At 41.2% G+C, this 18,745-nt stretch carries 19 protein-coding genes; 15 read left to right on the top strand and 4 right to left on the bottom strand.

Annotated elements, in window-relative coordinates; genetic code table 11:
* Positions 1-213: 213 nt before the first annotated feature.
* The 4 genes from putP (at position 214) to prmC (ending at position 5,115) form a co-directional block, all read left to right on the top strand.
* Positions 214-1,692, top strand: a complete 1,479-nt coding sequence (gene putP / locus V7138_RS02900; RefSeq protein WP_335394108.1) for a sodium/proline symporter PutP — start codon at positions 214-216, stop codon at positions 1,690-1,692.
* Positions 1,693-1,826: 134 nt separating this feature from the next.
* A complete protein-coding gene (locus V7138_RS02895; protein WP_335394106.1) occupies positions 1,827-3,077 on the top strand; it encodes a PucR family transcriptional regulator in 1,251 nt (416 codons plus the stop codon).
* 101 nt (positions 3,078-3,178) lie between these two features.
* A complete protein-coding gene (gene prfA / locus V7138_RS02890; protein WP_335394104.1) occupies positions 3,179-4,246 on the top strand; it encodes a peptide chain release factor 1 in 1,068 nt (355 codons plus the stop codon).
* Entirely contained in the window at positions 4,246-5,115 is an 870-nt protein-coding gene (gene prmC / locus V7138_RS02885) for a peptide chain release factor N(5)-glutamine methyltransferase (RefSeq protein WP_335394102.1), read from the top strand. The genes prfA and prmC overlap by 1 nt, the downstream gene beginning before the upstream one ends.
* Before the next feature lie 91 nt (positions 5,116-5,206).
* Here the strand turns inward: prmC and V7138_RS02880 are convergent, their stop codons facing one another.
* The gene (locus tag V7138_RS02880) at positions 5,207-5,680 is read right to left on the bottom strand and encodes a hypothetical protein (RefSeq protein ID WP_335394101.1); all 474 of its coding nucleotides are present in this window, start codon (positions 5,678-5,680) and stop codon (positions 5,207-5,209) included.
* 2 nt (positions 5,681-5,682) lie between these two features.
* Positions 5,683-5,886 (bottom strand): helix-turn-helix transcriptional regulator, encoded by a 204-nt coding sequence (locus tag V7138_RS02875; protein WP_335394100.1) that lies wholly within the window; start codon positions 5,884-5,886, stop codon positions 5,683-5,685.
* Positions 5,887-6,127: 241 nt separating this feature from the next.
* Here V7138_RS02875 and spoIIR point away from each other — a divergent pair, with 241 nt between their 5' ends.
* The 9 genes from spoIIR (at position 6,128) to glyA (ending at position 14,006) form a co-directional block, all read left to right on the top strand.
* Positions 6,128-6,811 carry a stage II sporulation protein R gene (spoIIR, locus tag V7138_RS02870; protein ID WP_335394098.1) on the top strand — a complete coding sequence of 228 codons (684 nt, stop codon included), beginning with the start codon at positions 6,128-6,130 and terminating at the stop codon, positions 6,809-6,811.
* Positions 6,812-6,886: 75 nt separating this feature from the next.
* A complete protein-coding gene (locus V7138_RS02865) occupies positions 6,887-7,333 on the top strand; it encodes a GNAT family N-acetyltransferase (RefSeq protein ID WP_335394096.1) in 447 nt (148 codons plus the stop codon).
* A gap of 321 nt (positions 7,334-7,654) precedes the next feature.
* On the top strand, positions 7,655-8,698 hold the full coding sequence (locus V7138_RS02860) for an L-threonylcarbamoyladenylate synthase (protein ID WP_335394094.1): 1,044 nt from the start codon (positions 7,655-7,657) through the stop codon (positions 8,696-8,698).
* Between the two features lie 69 nt (positions 8,699-8,767).
* Entirely contained in the window at positions 8,768-9,331 is a 564-nt protein-coding gene (locus V7138_RS02855; RefSeq protein ID WP_335394093.1) for a manganese efflux pump MntP, read from the top strand.
* 162 nt (positions 9,332-9,493) lie between these two features.
* Positions 9,494-9,925 carry a low molecular weight protein arginine phosphatase gene (locus V7138_RS02850; protein WP_335394091.1) on the top strand — a complete coding sequence of 144 codons (432 nt, stop codon included), beginning with the start codon at positions 9,494-9,496 and terminating at the stop codon, positions 9,923-9,925.
* Between the two features lie 22 nt (positions 9,926-9,947).
* On the top strand, positions 9,948-11,234 hold the full coding sequence (locus tag V7138_RS02845) for a methyl-accepting chemotaxis protein (protein WP_335394089.1): 1,287 nt from the start codon (positions 9,948-9,950) through the stop codon (positions 11,232-11,234).
* A gap of 121 nt (positions 11,235-11,355) precedes the next feature.
* Positions 11,356-11,805 carry a ribose 5-phosphate isomerase B gene (rpiB, locus tag V7138_RS02840; protein ID WP_335394088.1) on the top strand — a complete coding sequence of 150 codons (450 nt, stop codon included), beginning with the start codon at positions 11,356-11,358 and terminating at the stop codon, positions 11,803-11,805.
* Positions 11,806-11,900: 95 nt separating this feature from the next.
* The gene (locus tag V7138_RS02835; protein WP_335394086.1) at positions 11,901-12,473 is read left to right on the top strand and encodes a TIGR01440 family protein; all 573 of its coding nucleotides are present in this window, start codon (positions 11,901-11,903) and stop codon (positions 12,471-12,473) included.
* 291 nt (positions 12,474-12,764) lie between these two features.
* Positions 12,765-14,006, top strand: a complete 1,242-nt coding sequence (gene glyA, locus V7138_RS02830) for a serine hydroxymethyltransferase (protein ID WP_335394084.1) — start codon at positions 12,765-12,767, stop codon at positions 14,004-14,006.
* A gap of 208 nt (positions 14,007-14,214) precedes the next feature.
* Here glyA and V7138_RS02825 read toward each other — a convergent pair whose 3' ends face one another.
* Both V7138_RS02825 and V7138_RS02820 read right to left on the bottom strand, forming a co-directional pair.
* The gene (locus V7138_RS02825) at positions 14,215-14,376 is read right to left on the bottom strand and encodes an Arc family DNA-binding protein (protein ID WP_335394082.1); all 162 of its coding nucleotides are present in this window, start codon (positions 14,374-14,376) and stop codon (positions 14,215-14,217) included.
* Between the two features lie 12 nt (positions 14,377-14,388).
* Positions 14,389-15,231 (bottom strand): SPFH domain-containing protein, encoded by an 843-nt coding sequence (locus tag V7138_RS02820; protein ID WP_335394081.1) that lies wholly within the window; start codon positions 15,229-15,231, stop codon positions 14,389-14,391.
* Positions 15,232-15,476: 245 nt separating this feature from the next.
* On the opposite strand from V7138_RS02820, the gene upp reads away from it, so the two are divergent.
* Both upp and V7138_RS02810 read left to right on the top strand, forming a co-directional pair.
* Positions 15,477-16,106, top strand: coding sequence for a uracil phosphoribosyltransferase (upp, locus tag V7138_RS02815; protein WP_335394079.1), 630 nt, complete (start codon positions 15,477-15,479; stop codon positions 16,104-16,106).
* A gap of 237 nt (positions 16,107-16,343) precedes the next feature.
* Entirely contained in the window at positions 16,344-18,575 is a 2,232-nt protein-coding gene (locus V7138_RS02810) for a S8 family serine peptidase (protein ID WP_335394344.1), read from the top strand.
* Positions 18,576-18,745: the final 170 nt, after the last annotated feature.

Here is an 18,745-nt window from a genome sequence, read left to right as displayed (position 1 = left end):
GTCAATCCTATCGAAGGTTGCTTGTAAACGTTTCGATAGGATTGCCAATCGATAGTGTTTCATCAAAATTAAAAAATAACGATTTTAATACAAAATAAGGATAAGACTTCTATTTTTTGATTTTAGACAATAGTAGTTATATATCATATTAAAACAATATTTAGAAAAATATGATAGTATAGGAGAATACTAATTTCAAAAGGGGGAATTGCTTTGACCAATGAAATTTATCAGGTAATAGCAATTATTATTTACATGGTTGGGATGGTACTCATCGGATGGTATGCATATAAACGTACATCGAACCTGACGGATTACATGCTTGGCGGTCGTGGACTTGGCCCGGCGGTGACTGCGTTAAGCGCCGGTGCTGCGGATATGTCAGGCTGGCTACTCATGGGGCTTCCGGGAGCCATTTATTTAAGCGGTCTTGTTGAAGCTTGGATTGCGATCGGTCTAACAGCTGGCGCCTATTTAAATTATGTGCTTGTTGCACCACGTCTGCGTGTCTTTACGCAAGTGTCAAATGATTCTATTACGATACCAAGTTATTTAGAAAATCGTCTGAAGGATAAATCTCGTCTTTTACGTATTGCTACAGGTATTATTATTCTTATCTTCTTTACTCCTTACGTATCTTCAGGCATGGTTGCGGGTGGCAAGTTTTTCGATAGTTCATTTGGGCTTGACTACCATATGGGTCTTTTGATTGTTTCAGGCGTCGTCATTTTCTATACGTTGTTTGGTGGATTTTTGGCGGTCAGCTATACAGATGTTGTTCAAGGGGTTATTATGTTTTTGGCACTCATCCTCGTTCCGATATTCGGATTATTTCTTACAGGTGGTTTCTCGGAAACAGCAACAAGCATTCGGGAAGTGAATCCACAATTATTGAACTTTGTTTCAGGTGCTTCGTTCCTCGGGATTCTATCAGCGGTTGCATGGGGGCTTGGCTATTTCGGACAACCGCATATTATTGTTCGGTTTATGGCAATTAATTCGGTAAAAGAATTGAAAAGTGCACGCCGCATTGGAATTGGGTGGATGTTCCTCAGTTTATTTGGAGCTGTTGCTACGGCACTCATCGGGATTGCCTATTATCAGCAAAATAACTTAACACTAGCTGATTCGGAAACAGTTTTCATTGTGATGGGACAGATTATTTTCCATCCATTTATCGCGGGAATTATGCTTGCGGCTGTACTTGCAGCGATTATGAGTACAATTTCTTCCCAGCTGATTGTAACTTCATCGGCACTTGTTGAAGACTTGTACAAAGCTGTCTTTAAGACAAATGCATCTGATAAGCAATACGTATTTTTAGGAAGAATGGCTGTTCTTGCTGTATCGATTGTCGCGATGGCGCTTGCTTGGCCAAATAACGAGTCTATTTTAAAAATCGTATCGTACGCGTGGGCAGGATTTGGTGCTTCATTCGGTCCAGTCATCATCCTTTCTCTATACTGGCGTAAGATTACAGCGAAAGGTGCTCTTTGGGGAATGGTCGCAGGTACTATCACGGTTATGATCTGGGGGAATGTTAAAGTATTAACAGGTACACTGTATGAAATTGTTCCTGGTTTCATCATCTGTTGGGCTGTTACGTACTTTGTAAGTTTGGCGACATATCGACCAAATGACGAGATTGAAAAAGAATTCACAGAAGCACTTGGCATTCTGAATAAAGACTAATAAACGAAAGGCCTGCACTGTATGCTGCAGGCTTTTTAAGCATTCTGGAATAAAGAATGACTATACAATTGTCTTCAATGAAAGTATGATAATAGGTAACTACCATTTGTATGGCGAAAGATAGGAGGAGCTGTATGCGCCAGCCATTGAGTGAAATATTGACCATGACCGATATCGATCAAATTACAGATAAAATCAGTGCCTTTTTAAAAAAGCCAGTCGTAATTGAGAGTGATCAGTTTTCCTTGCTTTCCTACAGCTCTTATTATATCGATCAGTTTGATCAGGCAAATCAACAAACCATTTTTTCGAAGCAGTGGACCCCAAAAATTTTAGAGAAGTTTATAGATGAAGGAATCGTTGAACAATTAAAGACGATCCCTAAGCCGTTTCGTGTGAAGCGCATTAAAAGTATTGGTCTTAACCAGCGAGTTGTCGTAAGTGCAAAATTTAAAGACAGAATTTTCGGGTATATTTGGATCCAAGAAATAGATAGACTGCTATCTGCTGATGAGCTTGAGTTTTTACATGAGGTATCATTTCATATTGGAAAGCTTATTTATCAGAAGAGCGAAATAAAACATAGAAATGATGAAGAAATCGATCGTTTTTATAAAAAAATAATCAATAACACCTTTCAAACGGAAAACCAAATCAAATGGGAAGCTGCGGATCGAAAGGTGATTCTTCCAGCTGCTTTTCTAGTTACTGTTTTTACAGTGGCCCAAATGGATGAGACTGTTTTTGATGAGCTTAGAGAGAAAGTCCAGTTATTTGCAAACGCTATCAGCCAGCCGACTCATCTACTTACAGATCAACTCAATATCCTTGTCATCATCGGAAGCACCACTTCGGACCCGGGAATCGTAACGAAAAGCGCAAATGAACTAACAACCACAGTGTTAAGCCAATTTAAAAAGCACACTGTTTTTGCTGGAATTGGCAATGTTTATACGTCCATCCTTCAGCTTAGTAAAAGCTATGCAGAAGCACAGGAAGTGGTTGCGGCTGCGAATTTTATCGGATTACCTGCTCAACCTGTCTATGAGTTTAAAAAGCTTGGCATTTTCCGGTATTTAGAAGCAATCAATCGGCAACACAGTGAGACAAATTACAGAAATGAAGATATTCTAATCCTTCAAAAGAAAGATCTTGAAAGTCAAACGAATTTACTGGAGACCTTAGAAGTATACTTATTGAATAATGGCCGACTAAAGCCGACAGCCGAACAACTTTTCATCCATATTAATACATTAAAATACCGGCTTAATCAAATTACCGACTTAACGGAGATTAACTTTGATGATTTTAATATGAGATGCCAGTTGTATATTGATATTCAGCTTGAAAAAATGACTGCTACCGTACAAACGGTTCAGAATTAAATTTCATCACTGTTCCAGAGATTAGCGTAATTTGCTTTGACCTATATGGGTACCCTATACTATAATTATACTGTTATGGACTAAATTTTGAGGTGAAGAGCGTGTTCGATCGTTTAGAGGCTGTTGAAGCTCGTTATGAAAAACTAAATGAACTATTAAGTGATCCAGATATCGTTAGTGATACAAACAAACTTCGTGAATATTCAAAAGAACAATCTGATATACAAGAAACTGTTGAGAAATATAGAGAGTACAAAGAGGTTAAGGAACAGTTAACCGACGCAAAAGCGATGCTTGAAGAAAAGCTCGATGCAGAGATGCGTGACATGGTGAAGGAAGAAATCCACGAACTTGAGGACCAAATGGAGGAACTTGAGGAGCGTCTTCACGTGCTCTTATTACCGAAGGACCCGAACGATGACAAAAACGTAATCATGGAAATCCGGGGTGCTGCAGGTGGAGATGAGGCTGCGCTATTTGCCGGTGATCTTTATCGCATGTACAGCCGTTTTGCCGAGCACCAAGGCTGGAAGACCGAAGTCATGGATGCAAACTCGACGGGTGTTGGTGGCTATAAAGAGATCATCTTTATGATTAGTGGAAAAGGTGCTTATTCAAAATTGAAGTTTGAAAATGGGGCACATCGTGTGCAACGTGTTCCAGAAACGGAATCAGGCGGACGTATTCACACATCAACTGCAACCGTTGCGGTGTTACCCGAAGCAGAAGAGGTTGAAGTCGAAATCCATGAGAAGGATATTCGTGTGGATACATTTGCTTCCAGCGGACCAGGGGGACAAAGCGTTAACACGACAATGTCAGCGGTTCGTTTAACGCACTTGCCAACTGGAACTGTGGTTTCCTGTCAGGATGAGAAATCTCAAATCAAGAACAAGGAAAAAGCTATGAAGGTATTGCGTGCGCGTGTTTATGATAAGTTCCAACGAGAAGTACAGGCTGAATACGATCAAAACCGTAAGCAAGCAGTAGGTACAGGTGACCGTTCAGAGCGAATCCGTACGTACAATTTCCCGCAAAACCGTGTAACCGACCACCGAATTGGACTAACGATTCAGAAGCTTGATCAAATCTTGACTGGGAAACTTGATGAAGTCATCGAAGCTTTAATCATGGAAGACCAAGCAAGAAAAATGGAGCAAGCCGAATAATGGCAGAATTTCATAAAATATTCGAAGCCCTCAAATGGGCTTCTTCTTTTTTACGGGAAAATGGTCGGGATGAAAATATCGGAGAAATGCTGTTGTGTCATCATTTGGGAATGAGTCGCGCGCAGTTGCTTGCGGAAATACGTGAAGAATTAGAAGGTAATGTGAAGGGAAAATTTGTGGAATCTGTTCATAAGGTGGTGAGCGGAGTTCCGGTTCAACACATCATGGGTTATGAGGAATTTTATGGACGACGATTTTTAGTGAATGAGGAAGTCTTGATCCCAAGACCTGAGACAGAGGAATTGGTTCAGGGGTTGCTTGGGAGGATCGAGCGTTTATTTGGTACAGGCGAAGCTATTAAAGTCGTGGATGTTGGAACGGGGAGCGGTGCGATATCAATTACGCTTGCACTTGAGAATCAGCGACTCGATGTAATGACAGTCGATATTGCGAAAACTTCAATTGAGGTTGCTCGTGAAAATACGGATAGGTTAGAGGCGAATGTGAGGTTTTTTGAAGGTGATTTATTAGCACCGTTAGTGGAAAAAGGGATGACAGTCGATGTGGTCGTCTCAAATCCGCCTTACATTCCAGAAGAAGACATTGAGACCCTGTCTACAGTCGTGAAGGACCATGAACCACTCCGGGCGTTAGTTGGCGGTAAGGATGGATTGGATTTTTACCGTCGGTTTATGAAGGAGATTCCCCTTGTGTTGAATGAAAAAGGAATAGTGGCCTTTGAAGTCGGGATTGGGCAAGGAGAGGCCGTTGCCGAAATGCTGCGGTTGACGTTTCCGAGTGCAAAAGTGGAAGTGATCAACGACATCAACGGAAAAGACCGAATGGTATTTGCGGAAATAGGGTTTTAGAAAAGGCTTGGGGTAGTCTCCAAGCCTTTTTTTAATGACCCATGTTGGATTGCGCTTTACCAGCTATCCGGCAATCTCTGCCTTATATCTATCAGTAATTTCGCTTCCACGAAATAAAATAGACGATAATCTGAATCAACGGATAGAGCAGCAATAAGATAATTGGGAAGTATGGGACGGTGTCTGAGATGAATGGATAGAGTAAAAATAGGGCGGCGATGAATGGGAACGTCAACCACATGCTAATATATGAAGCTCGACATGCCTTTCCGGTGAGTTCCTTTTCGCGCTCGTCACCTTCTTCAAATTCAGATGGTAGCAAAAGGACGTTTTTCCATGACCTTCGCTTGCGCTTTAATTTAGGATAGGTGATAACTGTAAAAATACCCCCAATTAAAATGGTTGCAAAAATCGGCAGCGTGTTAATTTCAATAAACCAGGGTGGCTGGGTATTGTTCTTTACGATATCAGCAAAATCCATTTGTGCGAAGTACAAAGATGTCAATCCCCAGCCGAATAATACGAGCATAACAATCGAAAACATGACATTACGAAAAATACTCATCTTTACTCATCCTCCAAATAAAATATTTCTTCAATTGGCAAGTGAAATGTCCGTGCGATATTCATTGCGAGTAGTAGTGAAGGGACATAGCTTCCTTTTTCCAAAGCGACGATTGTTTGCCGTGTTACATTGACCTTTTCAGCTAGTGCTCCCTGTGTCAGGCTATGCCTTGCGCGGAGCTCCTTCACGCGGTTTTTAATCTCCATTTACAATATCCTCCAATTGTTTCTAACTACATTGTAAAGTAAACTATACATTTTGTAAAGTCAACTTGACAAATATTTTTAGGCCCACAAGAGGTGGGTCACAAAGACGTTGCAACAGGACGTGGCGTCGTTAGTCTTTGATCCTAATCTCGAAAGACTAGTTTAATAGATTTTTCAAATTTGGTAGTTTAGGATTTTGTTTTCTTGGCAAGAATGGGTTGTGAAGGGATGGTGCTAGAGAGTGAGTAAACAAATTGCGATCGTATCATTTGTTTTATTAATGTTAATTGGGGCGAATAGCTATTTATTGATAAAAGAATCAAGTGCAGCGGGTCCACAGGTGATTCCGGATGAGGCGATTCGGCTTCGTATCCTTGCTAATAGTGATTCGGATAAAGACCAGGCTTTAAAGCGCAAGGTCCGCGATGCGGTAAATGCAGAAATTACGGAGTGGGTAGCTGAGTTAACCTCAATTCAAGCGGCTAGAGAATTGATTCAAGAGAGACTTCCAGAAATCGAGAAAATTGTTGCTAGAGTGTTAGAAGAAGAAAATAGCAATCAATCTTATACAGTTGATTACGGACGCAATGTTCAGTTTCCAACAAAGCTTTACGGACAATTCTTATATCCAGCTGGTGAGTATGAAGCAATTCTAATTGAATTAGGTGACGCTGAAGGGGCGAACTGGTGGTGTGTGTTGTTTCCGCCATTATGTTTCTTGGATTTTTCAACAGGTGATGCAGTTGAAGCATCGAATGATGAAGGCAAAGATGTAGCGATGGAGCAAGAGGCTGAAAAGAAAGACAAGGAAGTAAAGAAGGACAAAGAAGACAAGAAAGACAACAAGGACAAGGAAGAAAATAAAGAGGAAGAAGTCGAGGTTAAATTTTTCTTAGTTGAATTTTTCACATCTTTATTTAGCTAAAATTCTAGCATTTGGTTCTATTTTTTCAAATGCCTCATAGAGTAGTTACTAGAAACGAAAGATGAGGTGGAGAAAATGAAACGAGTTAGAACGGCAAATGAGCAAGATATTGAAAAGGTAACAGCATTTTTAGGACAAGCCGAAGTGAGTGCGGATGGAATTGAAGCTATTATTGACCACTTTATTTTATTGGAGGATTCTGAACAAAAAATTCTCGCAACATTAGGGATAGAGAGAATTGAACGGGATGGGCTGCTTCGATCGCTCGTAATTTCTCCAGGTGTGGACCAAACGAATTTATTAACATTATTTAAAAGTGCTATTTCACTTGCGAGGCATAAGGAATTACATAGTCTCTTTTTAGCAACCAATAAGCAAGCGTCGGTTCAGTTTTTTACGATGCTTGGTTTTGAACAAGTTGAAGCGAATGAGATTCCGAATCATATTAAAGACTCGAATCATATTTCACAGCTCCTTGAAAAAGCTGATCCGATGTTCATGGTTTCACAAATTGAAAAATAATGAGCGTTTTCAACCCCTGTGTGTAGGGGTTTTCTTTTTGTGATTGTGGATAATGTGGATAAGTTTTGTTGTTAAAATACGGGTAAATGTGATAGTCTATGGAACGTGATGAAAAATATGGGCTGTGGATGATTTTTTTCCTCTGGGTGTTAAATGTGGCAAAATTGGGTATATCCACAAAACTATCCACATTTATGCACAAATTATCCACAAAATGTGGATAACACTTGTTTTCTGCCCCTTAAAAACCTATACTTTTTTATATTGCGATAATAAAAAAACTTATATCATAAAAGGATTTTCATATAGGAGCTGCGTTACATGGAAACAAAACAATGGGTTGTGGATAAACAACAGCAAAATATCGAATCTTATCCACAAATAAAAGAGGCAGCAAGTCTCTTACAGAAAAATGAAGTGGTCGCATTCCCAACAGAAACAGTGTATGGGCTTGGGGCCAATGCGCTCTCCGATGAGGCTGTTACGAAAATTTACGAGGCGAAGGGTCGCCCGAGCGATAATCCACTGATTGTCCACATCTCTACAATCGAGCAGTTGCGTAAAATTGCAGAGGATATCCCGAAGCTGGCAGAGCGTTTAATGGAAGCATTTTGGCCAGGTCCGTTGACGCTTGTTTTGAAAAGCAAAGAAAATGCCGTGTCAAAAAAAGTGACAGCAGGACTTGAAACAGTTGCGATTCGCATGCCGAGTCATCCAGTGGCATTGGCGTTAATTTCAGCAACAGGTCTTCCACTTGCTGCACCGAGTGCGAATACGTCTGGGAAGCCAAGCCCAACGCTTGCAAAGCATGTGGCCGAAGACCTGACCGGAAAAATCGCAGGGATTCTTGATGGCGGAGCAACTGGAGTTGGATTAGAGTCAACGGTTTTAGACTGCACAGGTGAAGTACCTGTGATTTTGCGACCAGGTGGAGTGACGAAGGAGCAGCTTGAGGAAGTATGTGGTGTTGTTGAGGTGGACCGGGCCATTTTAACAGAAGGTGAGGCCCCAAAATCACCTGGCATGAAATATAAACATTACGCACCGATTGCACCACTCACGATTGTGAATGGCTCCATGGAATTTATTCAATCGCTTGTAAAAGAAAAACAAAACGAGGGATCGAAGGTAGGTGTTCTCACAACGACAGAGCGTGAAAACAAGTATGAGGCGGATAAAATTATTGCTTGTGGATCGCGCGAGGATTTGGAGTCGGTAGCAAATCGACTCTATGATGTTTTGCGCTTATTTGATGAAAGTGGTGTTGATGTGATTTTTAGTGAGAGTTTTCCAAGCGAGGGCATTGGACAGGCTATTATGAATCGCTTAACGAAAGCGGCTGGGCATAAAATAATATCAGAATAATGGAATTCCATCTTCTATTTCATTTTGTACATGCATATGTTGAAATAGGCACGTCCAAGGAGGTAGAAGATGGATATCACGGCATTTCTCGGGGAAATTATAACCTTATTTATTATGGCATTTGCTTTAGGAATGGACGCATTTTCGGTGGGGCTGGGAATGGGATTAATCCGATTGAGGCTCAAGCAAATCTTTACAATCGGGATTACCATCGGTCTGTTCCATATGTGGATGCCTTTGGCTGGCATGATGATTGGACACTTTTTATCAGATACATTTGGAGCTATTGCAACCTATGCAGGCGGTGGGTTGCTTCTATTTCTAGGCTTACAAATGATTATTTCTTCCTTCAAGGACGATGATCAGCAGCGCATGATTACACCTGTTGGATTCGGGTTATTTATTTTTGCCTTAAGTGTGAGTTTAGATAGTTTTTCGGTAGGACTTTCACTAGGGATATATGGGGCAAAAACCGTCATGGTCATTCTTATGTTCGGAGTCGTTAGTATGGCTCTTTCATGGATGGGTCTACTATTAGGTCGAAAGGTCCAAAACTGGCTAGGTACATACAGTGAGGTTTTAGGTGGCAGCATTCTCCTTGTCTTTGGTGTGAAACTATTATTTCCTTTATGAAAAATAGTACAAAATTGTGAGTGCGGACGAAAATCCGTGCTCTTTTTTAAATATAAGGCTATGTCTTTCATGCCAATCTCGATTATAATGGTACTATAGCGAAATTTGTCTAAAGTTAGGTCGAAAGTAGCATAAGGACAACAACATGAAAAGGGTGATGAAATGATACGCGTATTATTTGTATGCACAGGAAATACATGTAGAAGTCCGATGGCTGAGGCAATTTTACGAAAAAAGGCTGGGAATAACGTAGAGGTTAAATCGGCAGGGATCTTCGCAGGTGAAGGAAGTCCTGCATCGGTGAATACCACTCAGGTATTAGAGGAGAATGGGATACAGTGTCAGCATTCGTCCTCCTTATTAAATCAGGACCATATCGAGTGGGCGACTTGTATTTTAACGATGACCAGTCAGCATAAACAGGCCATTCTGTACAATTTCCCGGAAGCTCGGGATAAACTGTTTACGTTACAAGAATTTGTGGACGGCAATGGGGATGTTTCCGACCCTTACGGAGGATCGGTTGACATATATAGAGAAACCTATGCGGAACTTGAACCATTGATTGAAAAAGTACTTTTTAAACTAAAATAGATAGATTCAGGGGGAGAATCGGTTGGAAAAAAGGCGCTACAAATCTGGTCTTAGGTTAAAATTAGTACTATTTACAACCATTTTAGCGGTTGTAACGTATACAACATCGGCATTATTCATTTATTTTGTCTATCCTTTCGTTGAAGAAATGCTAACTCAGCAAATCTTTGTGATTGGTACATTAGCTTTGGGGATTATTTGGTCTGGAATTCTTGCCTTTTTTGCGGCATCTTTCATTACAAAGCCACTCCATAAGCTTGAGCAAGTCGCGATTCGGGCTGCAAACGGTGATATCCGAGAAGATGTACCTGTTTCAAAATCAGATGACGAGATTCGTAGCTTAAGTCTTGCGTTTAATAAAATGCTGCACAATCTACGCGAAATGGTTCACAATATCGAGGAAAACTTTGGAACAACGAATGAAAAAGTGATTGAGATTACGAAGGCATCCAGTCTTGCATCTGAGCAAGCTGAAAATATCAATCGCACCATTTCAGAGATTTCCAAAGGCGCTGACAGCTCTGCCGTTTCGATTCAAGAGACAGTTGAATCAGTAGAGGATGTCATTCAGATTGCGGAAGAGGTTCAACAAAATGCGAAAACGTCGCGAGACTTATCGGTTGAAATGGTGGATACGTTGCATGATAGTAAAGAAGTTGTGCACTCGCTTATTTCGGGAATTAATAAGCTTGTCGAGAACAATCAAACCTCGCTTGAAGCGGTAAATCGACTTGAGACAAATGCGAAGGAAGTCGAACATATCATTTCACTTGTCGGCGATATTGCGGGTCAAACGAACTTGCTTGCCTTGAATGCTTCGATTGAGGCAGCACGTGCAGGTGAGCACGGAAAAGGTTTTGCCGTTGTGGCGGAAGAAGTGAGAAAGCTTGCGGACGAGAGCTCGAAGGCTGTTCAAGGCATTTCTGAGTTGATTAAAAACATCCAGCAAGAGGTTCGAAATGTGGTCGTTCAAATTTCGGAACAAGTGGCAGTTGCAAACGAAGAAGCGAAAAAAGGTTCGATTACAAATGAGGCAATTGCTGAAATGACAACGTCTGTTCATGAGGTAGCGGATGCCGTGAAGCAAATTGCTGCTTTGGTTGAAAAACAAATGGACCGTATCCAAGCAACATCCCTGCAATCTCAAGAGGTCGCTGCAATCGCAGAACAAACGTCTGCCGGTGCACAGGAAGTAAGTGCAGCCACCCAGCATCAAACAAGTGTGATATGTGAAGTGGACAGTTTAGCCCAAGAGCTTGCTGGCCAAGCAAGTCAGTTAAAACAAACGATTCAACGATTTACGTTATAAAACTCTCCTGAAAAATGCTCCCGTTTTGGTTCGGGAGCTCTTTTTTAGGTATAATAAGAGTAAAGTCATGTCTTTGGCGGAAGTTTTAGCCGGGGCGCATTTTAATCTAGGGGGATTTACAATGAAAGTTGCTATTGCATCAGACCATGGCGGTTTAAATTTACGTGAAGAAATCAAGCATTTACTAGATGAACTTGAAATTGAATATGATGACTTCGGTTGTGAGTGCTCTACTTCAGTTGATTATCCCGATTATGCATTACCTGTTGCAAAAAAAGTGGCAGATGGGGAATATGATCGTGGTATTTTAATTTGTGGAACGGGAATTGGAATGAGTATTGCGGCGAATAAGGTTCATGGGATTCGTTGTGCACTTTGCCATGATGTTTTTAGTGCAAAGGCAACTCGCGAACATAATAACAGCAACATCCTAGCAATGGGTGAGCGTGTCATTGGTCCGGGACTCGCACGTGAAATTGCAAAAGCTTGGCTTACAACTGAATTTTTAGGTGGCCGCCATGAAAACAGAATCAATAAAATCACTGAATACGAAAACGACACAGAAGAATAGTAGATATTGCGCCTGAAGTCTTGTTGAATCAGGCGTATTTTTTATAAAAAAGAAAATCGAGGGACGGTGGACCTGTCCTATTAGGAGGTAAATAAATGGCTGCGGATATTGAGGTATGGAGAGGACAGCTTCGGACGATTCTTTCAGAGTTCACGGAAAGGGCTTCGTTGAAAAAAGGGGAGCTCCTCGTTGTCGGTTGCAGTACAAGCGAAGTCATCGGTGAACGTATTGGAACAGCAGGATCTGAGGAAGTGGCGGAAATGATCTTTGCTGAATTGGATACACTCCGTAAAAATCTGGGCATCGAACTGGCGTTTCAGTGTTGTGAACATTTAAACCGTGCGATAGTTGTTGAGCGTGAAACGGCATTACATAAAAATTATGAGCAAGTAACGGTTGTACCAGTCCGAACTGCAGGAGGCGCGATGGCAACCTATGCATATAGCCATTTAAATGACCCGGTAGTCGTTGAGTTTATCAAGGCTGAAGCGGGAATAGATATTGGTGACACTTTCATCGGCATGCATCTCAAGCATGTTGCCGTTCCAATTCGAAGCTCCGTAAAAGAAATTGGCGGAGCTCACGTTACAATGGCCAAAGCTAGACCGAAACTCATCGGCGGAGAACGAGCTGTTTATCCTGATAAAAAAGAAAATAAGAAGTGCTAATAGAGCTACGAGGAGACAGGGGAGGGAGCCTTGTCTCTTTTTATTAAATGAACGATAACTTGCAAATGTTAGTTAAATGTTCGTGTTTTATAAAAAACTGCTATTTTATTAGGTTTCTATTAAAACCAATACTGGCACTGCTTTAACCGCCCTTTTCCTCGTTTTTTAACGATTTCGATGAAAATTAAATTAAAAACTTAATCTTCCTACAACCGAATAAAAGTGTTACAATGGAAAAGTATTTTTAAAATTAGCGAATAATTCATAATAGAAATAAAAGGAGGATTCCAAATGAAACATTTATCGGAGCAAGATCAACAAGTATTTCATGCAATACAAGATGAATTAAAAAGACAACGTACGAAAATTGAACTGATTGCATCTGAAAACTTTGTAAGTGAAGCAGTCATGGAAGCCCAAGGTTCTGTATTAACAAATAAATATGCAGAAGGATATCCTGGCCGTCGTTACTATGGCGGTTGTGAACATGTGGATGTTGTGGAGAACATTGCAAGAGACCGTGCGAAGGAAATCTTCGGCGCTGAGCATGCAAATGTGCAGCCACACTCTGGAGCTCAAGCAAATATGGCTGTATATTTTACAATCCTAGAACAGGGTGACACAGTACTTGGGATGAATCTTTCCCATGGTGGACATTTAACACATGGTAGTCCGGTAAACTTCAGTGGAATTCAATATAATTTCGTGGAGTATGGAGTCGATCCTGAAACACATCAAATCAATTACGACGATGTACGTGCAAAAGCTCAAGAACATAAGCCGAAGCTTATCGTTGCTGGTGCAAGTGCGTACCCTCGTGCAATTGATTTTAAAAAGTTTAGAGAAATTGCGGACGAAGTGGGCGCTTACTTAATGGTGGACATGGCTCATATCGCAGGATTAGTGGCAACGGGTATTCATGAAAACCCAGTACCATATGCGGATTTCGTTACTACAACAACTCATAAAACATTACGTGGCCCACGTGGTGGTATGATTCTTTGTAAAGAAGAATTCGCGAAGAAAATCGATAAGTCCATCTTTCCTGGAATCCAAGGTGGTCCATTAATGCACGTGATTGCTGCGAAGGCAGTTGCATTCGGGGAAGCATTAACAGATGAATTTAAGCAATACACTAAAAATATCGTTGACAATGCGGCTAGACTAGCTGAGTCATTACAAAAGGAAGGCTTGAGCTTAGTATCTGGCGGAACTGACAATCACTTATTACTAGTAGATGTTCGTTCATTAGGCCTAACTGGTAAAGTGGCTGAAAAGGTCCTTGATGATATCGGTATTACCGTGAACAAAAACACCATTCCATTTGATCCGGAAAGCCCATTTGTTACAAGTGGTATCCGTATCGGGACTGCTGCTGTAACAAGCAGAGGCTTTGGTTTAGAGGACATGGATGAAATTGCATCAATCATCGCATTTGCTTTGAAAAATGCAGAGGACGAAGCGAAGTTAGCTGAAGCAAGCCAGCGTGTTGAAGAATTAACTAGCAAGTTTGTACTTTATAAAGAGTATTAAGAAGTTTAGAAGGCAGGGCTCCTATAATGGAGGCCTGCTTTTTTAGTTAGGGCACAATTATTTAGAGTCCGAGAAATTGAAAAATGTGTGCGATATAATCAAAATTTCGTCCGATATCCATGAGAAACCCTCATTCATATTCCCCAAGCCACTCATTCCTCAGCCAAAAGCAAAGCGCCTGGAGCCAAGTCCAAGCGCAACCCCAAAGTTACTGTTTATTTTTAGGTATTCTTCCTGCTTTTTTTGCTGCTTCTCTTAATAGAAACTCGATATGGCTGTTGACACTTCGGAAATCATCGGCAGCCCATTTTTGTAATATTTCATAGAGGTCCGGATCTACTCGTAATGGAAAGCTCTTTTTTTTAGACATGCTTGTCACTCATCAATAGAGAGTTCCTGCGTTGATAACAGGTTGAGTTGATTTTTCAGAGACGATTGCGACAAGCAGGTTATTCACCATCTGTACCTTGCGCTCATCATCTAGGTCAACGGTTTTATCCTGTTCGAGCTGCTTGATTGCCATTTGTGCCATGCCAACCGCACCTTCAACGATTTTTTGACGAGCTGCAATAATGGCTGTGGCTTGCTGACGTTGTAGCATCGCTTGGGCGATTTCAGTTGAGTAGGCAAGATGAGTGAGACGGGCTTCTAACACCTGTACGCCTGCTACCTTTAAACGGTCCTGTAGCTCTGCAGCTAACTCATTTGAGATTTCCTCGGAATTTCCGCGCAATGTTAGCTCAACATTTTCAAAAGTGTCATAGGGATAGCGAGTTGCGACATGGCGGATCGCTGTTTCACTTTGAATTTCAACGAATTCCTCATAATGGTCCACATCAAATACCGCTTTAGCAGTATCAACGACCTTATACACAATTACTGCAGCGATTTCAATTGGATTTCCTTCGACGTCGTTTACTTTGAGCTTTTTACTATTAAAGTTGTTAACACGTAATGACACGGTGCGGCGTAATGAAAATGGAACCGTTAAAAACATCCCACTTTCGCGAATCGTTCCTAAATATTTACCAAAGAAGATTACAACTCCGGCTTTATTAGGTTGAATAATGGTAATTCCCGAAGCTAATATCACTGCAAGAGCGGCAAAAAGAACCCCAAACACGATTTTTGTGTTAATCAACATCATAAGAGCTAATGCGATGAAAACAGCAATAACAAGTACACCTAAAAACCCATTAATCTTCCAAACTTGTTTTTCTTTCATGAGATCAACTCCAATTCATTTGGATATTTAACTTATATTATTATGATATCACTTTTGTATAAAATTGTAAATTACTTTCCTTTATAAATTAAAATAGGAGCATTCTGTGTATTTTCGAGTTTCGTCTTGAACATGCTTTATTTTTTCTGTAAAATTTATTGCAGTGTGAAAAATGAAGTTCGTGGTTATTTTTTCATCTGCAGGAAAATCTAAAAGAAGCATACTCAAAAAAGGAGAGATGAACGATGGGGAAAGTGTACGTTTTTGATCACCCACTTATTCAGCATAAGCTTACATACATACGCGATATCAATACGGGTACGAAAGAATTTCGTGAATTAGTTGACGAAGTCGCAAGTTTAATGGCGTTTGAGATTACGCGTGATATGACACTCGAGGAAGTAGAGGTTACAACACCAGTAGGTAAGGCGAAATCTAAAATTTTGTCTGGGAAGAAAATTGGAATTGTGCCAATTCTTCGTGCTGGTTTGGGTATGGTAGACGGAATCTTACGTTTGATCCCAGCAGCAAAGGTAGGGCATATTGGTCTTTACCGAGATCCTGAAACCCTGCAGCCGGTTGAGTATTATTTTAAAATGCCGTCTGATATTAAAGAGCGTGAATTCATCGTGGTAGATCCAATGCTTGCAACAGGTGGCTCAGCAGTTGAAGCGATCAATGCATTAAAGAAACGTGGCGCTACGAATATTAAATTTATGTGCCTAGTTGCAGCACCTGAGGGTGTGGAAGCCATGAAAAGTGCCCATCCTGATGTCGATATTTACATCGCAGCACTTGATGAGCAGTTGAATGACCACGGTTATATCGTTCCGGGTCTAGGGGACGCAGGAGACCGTTTGTTTGGAACAAAATAAACCGAAAAGTGGAAGCGCCTTGATCAGAAACGAGAAAACTGGCCGACTAAAATCGCCACGTCCTGTGGCGACGTCGGCATTAGCACGTCCTGTGCGTCGAGGCTCCGACAAAGAGGGGTATTTTGCCTCTGTAGGAGGAGTTGAAGTTTCTCGAGTTTCTAGGCGCTGCAACTAGAACCCACATATTCGACCACCTTTTGAGAAATGCTATCTCAAAGAGGTGGTTTTTTTGTGAAAATGTTATTTGCAATTTGTATGTGTAGTGCCCTTCTATTTTCAAGTATTCCTGCTCATGCACACCGTTTTCCGGACAGGCCTCCATTGCCCATTGAAGATATGGAAGAACTGGTGCATGAAATCATCATTACAGACGAAAACCAATTTCAGTCTTTACTTAAAATAACTAAAACAAACTATTCCTCCATTAACATTAACCACATTTACAAGCATGTATTTCCTGGTTTTTCTGTAACGGGAAAAAGACGTGATATTCAAAAATTAAAAACAGAATTTGGCATCAAGTATAGTTCCCCAGTTGCTACCTATCAAGCTTCTGTTGAGGAGAGTGTCCCTTTTATTGGCGGGGACGAAATCCGCAGTCATTTTGATAAAAAGAATCATCGTTTAACTGGAAAAGGAGTCAAGGTTGGGGTGATTGATACCGGTGTTGATTACACACACCCAGACCTGAGTCGAAACTATAAAGGTGGCTATGACCTCGTCGATGGTGACGACGACCCGATGGAGACGAAGGGAGCTGAAGGGCGTAACACCTCACATGGGACTCATGTGGCGGGTATCATTGCGGCAAATGGAAAAATTAAAGGGGTTGCGCCCGAGGCTGACATCATCGGCTACCGTGCTCTAGGTCCAGGGGGAATGGGAACCTCCGAACAGGTAATTGCTGCGATTGACAAGGCAATTGAGGATAAAGTTGATGTGATTAATCTTTCACTTGGTAATACCATTAATGGACCAGACTGGCCAACAAGTCTTGCGCTAGATAAAGCGACAGAAAAAGGGATTGTCGCGGTCACTTCCAGTGGAAATTCAGGACCAAAGGTTTGGACGGTGGGTTCACCTGGAACATCTTCAAAGGCAATATCCGTTGGCGCATCGACACCACCCATGACACTTCCCTACATTACAGTAGGATTTGCCAAACGAAAAATTGAGCTCCAACCACTTCAAGGTTCAATCCCATGGAAGCTTCAAAAAAAATATAATATTGTTCCTGCGGGAATGGGTACGGAAGAAACATTCCCGAAAGCAAAAAACAAAATTGTTCTTATGGAAAGAGGACAAATCACATTTACTGAAAAAGCTGTTCGTGCACTCGAAGCAGAAGCAATCGCGGTGCTTATCTATAACAACACAGATGGGAACTTCTCTGGTGCGCTTGATAAGGACCTTCCAATACCCGTTGCCTCCCTTTCAAAGGCTGACGGGGAATGGCTAAAAAAACAAATTAAATCCCAAAATAATGTTGTCACAACCTCATATAAGCAAGTAAAAGACACAATTGCCTCGTTTAGTTCCCGAGGGCCCGTTACTCACACTTGGGCAATTAAGCCTGATGTGGTGGCGCCTGGAGTCGCGATAGATAGTACGATTCCAAATGGGTATGAAGAGATGCAAGGAACAAGTATGGCAGCACCACACGTGGCTGGAGCGAGTGCGCTGTTAAAACAGGCTCACCCGGATTGGACACCTGAACAAATAAAAGCGTCACTGATGAATACGGCACGACTTTTAAAAAAAGAGGATGGCACCTTATACAAGCCATATGAACAAGGAGCGGGTAGAATACAACTTCATGAAGCCATCCACTCAGAAACGCTCATCTATCCAGGGTCTATTTCCGCGGGGATGCTTTATCATCAGGATAAACGCACAGAAAAAAGTATCAAAATAACGGTAGATAATCAGTCCAATGAAGAAAAGAAGTATTCCTTTGAAATCCCAAAGAACATGAAAGGAATCCAATGGGACTTGCCCATTCCCTTTACTGTAGAACCGAAGCAAAAAAAGGTGATTACAATCCGACTTGATATCACACCAAGTATCATCGGTGCAGGTTTACACCATGGGAATTTGTTTTTAAAAGAAGGGAAAAATCGTTATCACATTCCATATATGTATGTGATTGAAGAACCTGATTATCCTCGAATTATGGGCTTTCAATTTGGAAAAGGGGATAAGGAGGATGTGTTCCGCTATGAATTATACTTACCAGGTGGTGCGGATGAGTATGGAATCGTACTGTATAATCCTGATAGTTTGAGGTTCGTGAGCTTTTTAGATTGGGATCGAAATGTCGCAAGGGGATTAATAGAGAAAGAAGTGAATCGCAAAGAGCAAAACTTAAGCGGGATTTACAAGGCGATTATATTTGTTAAAAAAGCTGGCAAAGAGGATATACTTGAAACAGAAATCTCTTTTGAAGATACAATGATAGGCGGCCATTAGGTTTTGGTCGCCTATGCAATTATGAACTTTTTGTGAACGATGATCGTTTATTGAGTTAGTACTATATCAGTAGGACTAACAAAAATGTTGATTAAAGCGCCTTTTGTAAGCAATATGAAACACGTTGAAATCGCTTGTGAGAAACTGAACTTTTTCCCTGCAAACAATTG

The organism is Bacillus sp. JJ1533, from assembly GCF_036965045.1.
Lineage (GTDB): Bacteria > Bacillota > Bacilli > Bacillales > Bacillaceae_L > Ferdinandcohnia.
This window is presented reverse-complemented; position numbering and strand designations above follow the sequence as displayed.

Bases quoted from the DNA above. Each gene is read 5' to 3' on its own strand.
- V7138_RS02820 (WP_335394081.1), bottom strand. From the start codon at position 15,231: ATGAAAGAAAAACAAGTTTGGAAGATTAATGGGTTTTTAGGTGTACTT.
- V7138_RS02865 (WP_335394096.1), top strand. From the start codon at position 6,887: ATGAAACGAGTTAGAACGGCAAATGAGCAAGATATTGAAAAGGTAACA.
- V7138_RS02875 (WP_335394100.1), bottom strand. From the start codon at position 5,886: ATGGAGATTAAAAACCGCGTGAAGGAGCTCCGCGCAAGGCATAGCCTG.
- V7138_RS02835 (WP_335394086.1), top strand. From the start codon at position 11,901: ATGGCTGCGGATATTGAGGTATGGAGAGGACAGCTTCGGACGATTCTT.
- V7138_RS02855 (WP_335394093.1), top strand. From the start codon at position 8,768: ATGGATATCACGGCATTTCTCGGGGAAATTATAACCTTATTTATTATG.
- rpiB (WP_335394088.1), top strand. From the start codon at position 11,356: ATGAAAGTTGCTATTGCATCAGACCATGGCGGTTTAAATTTACGTGAA.
- glyA (WP_335394084.1), top strand. From the start codon at position 12,765: ATGAAACATTTATCGGAGCAAGATCAACAAGTATTTCATGCAATACAA.
- V7138_RS02825 (WP_335394082.1), bottom strand. From the start codon at position 14,376: ATGTCTAAAAAAAAGAGCTTTCCATTACGAGTAGATCCGGACCTCTAT.
- V7138_RS02895 (WP_335394106.1), top strand. From the start codon at position 1,827: ATGCGCCAGCCATTGAGTGAAATATTGACCATGACCGATATCGATCAA.
- upp (WP_335394079.1), top strand. From the start codon at position 15,477: ATGGGGAAAGTGTACGTTTTTGATCACCCACTTATTCAGCATAAGCTT.
- V7138_RS02880 (WP_335394101.1), bottom strand. From the start codon at position 5,680: ATGAGTATTTTTCGTAATGTCATGTTTTCGATTGTTATGCTCGTATTA.
- prmC (WP_335394102.1), top strand. From the start codon at position 4,246: ATGGCAGAATTTCATAAAATATTCGAAGCCCTCAAATGGGCTTCTTCT.
- V7138_RS02860 (WP_335394094.1), top strand. From the start codon at position 7,655: ATGGAAACAAAACAATGGGTTGTGGATAAACAACAGCAAAATATCGAA.
- V7138_RS02810 (WP_335394344.1), top strand. From the start codon at position 16,344: ATGTTATTTGCAATTTGTATGTGTAGTGCCCTTCTATTTTCAAGTATT.
- V7138_RS02850 (WP_335394091.1), top strand. From the start codon at position 9,494: ATGATACGCGTATTATTTGTATGCACAGGAAATACATGTAGAAGTCCG.